We start from the raw sequence: 524 nt of genomic DNA on the forward strand, positions 1-524 counted from the left end.
CAGGCAGCTGCGCCTGCTGCTTGCCTGCCGACTCGGCCAGCTGCTGCAGCAGCTGCTGGCTTTCCTGCAACTGGCTCAGTGCCTGCGGCGCCGCCAGCTGCGGCGTGCCCGGCTCGGTGGTCAGCAGCAGGCCACGGCCGGCGCGCAGTGCACCCTGTGCCTGCGTGGACAGCTCCACACCAAAGCCCCGCTCGCCCTCGCGCACGTTGTCCTGGCCGCCCTTGAGATGGCCCAGGGTCAGGGTGGTCTCGTGCTGGGTGGTGGACAGCTGCGCGCGGCCCTGGCCCGGCGTGTCATCGAAGCGCAGCTGCTGGTAGCCGCCCTGCCCGCCCTGGCTGTCGGCCAGCGCCTGGCTCTTGAAGCCGGTATATACCGCGGCGTGATCGTTGCCCTCGAACCATGCCGCCGCATTGCCGGTGGCGTTGGCACCGCCACCGTTGATCTGGTTGTGCTGCGCGTCCTGCTGGCCACGGCCGTTGTACACCGCACCGACCACCACCGGGCGGTCGATGTCGCCCTCCAGG

Annotated in this window: 1 protein-coding gene; it reads right to left on the reverse strand. The window is 70.8% G+C overall.

All coding sequences use genetic code 11. The features are described 5' to 3' along the window. Positions 1 to 524: type VI secretion system Vgr family protein (locus tag ACVOKU_RS18550; RefSeq protein ID WP_481560592.1), on the reverse strand; the 524-nt coding region annotated here is incomplete at both ends.

Source organism: Stenotrophomonas sp. STEN147, from assembly GCF_056757995.1.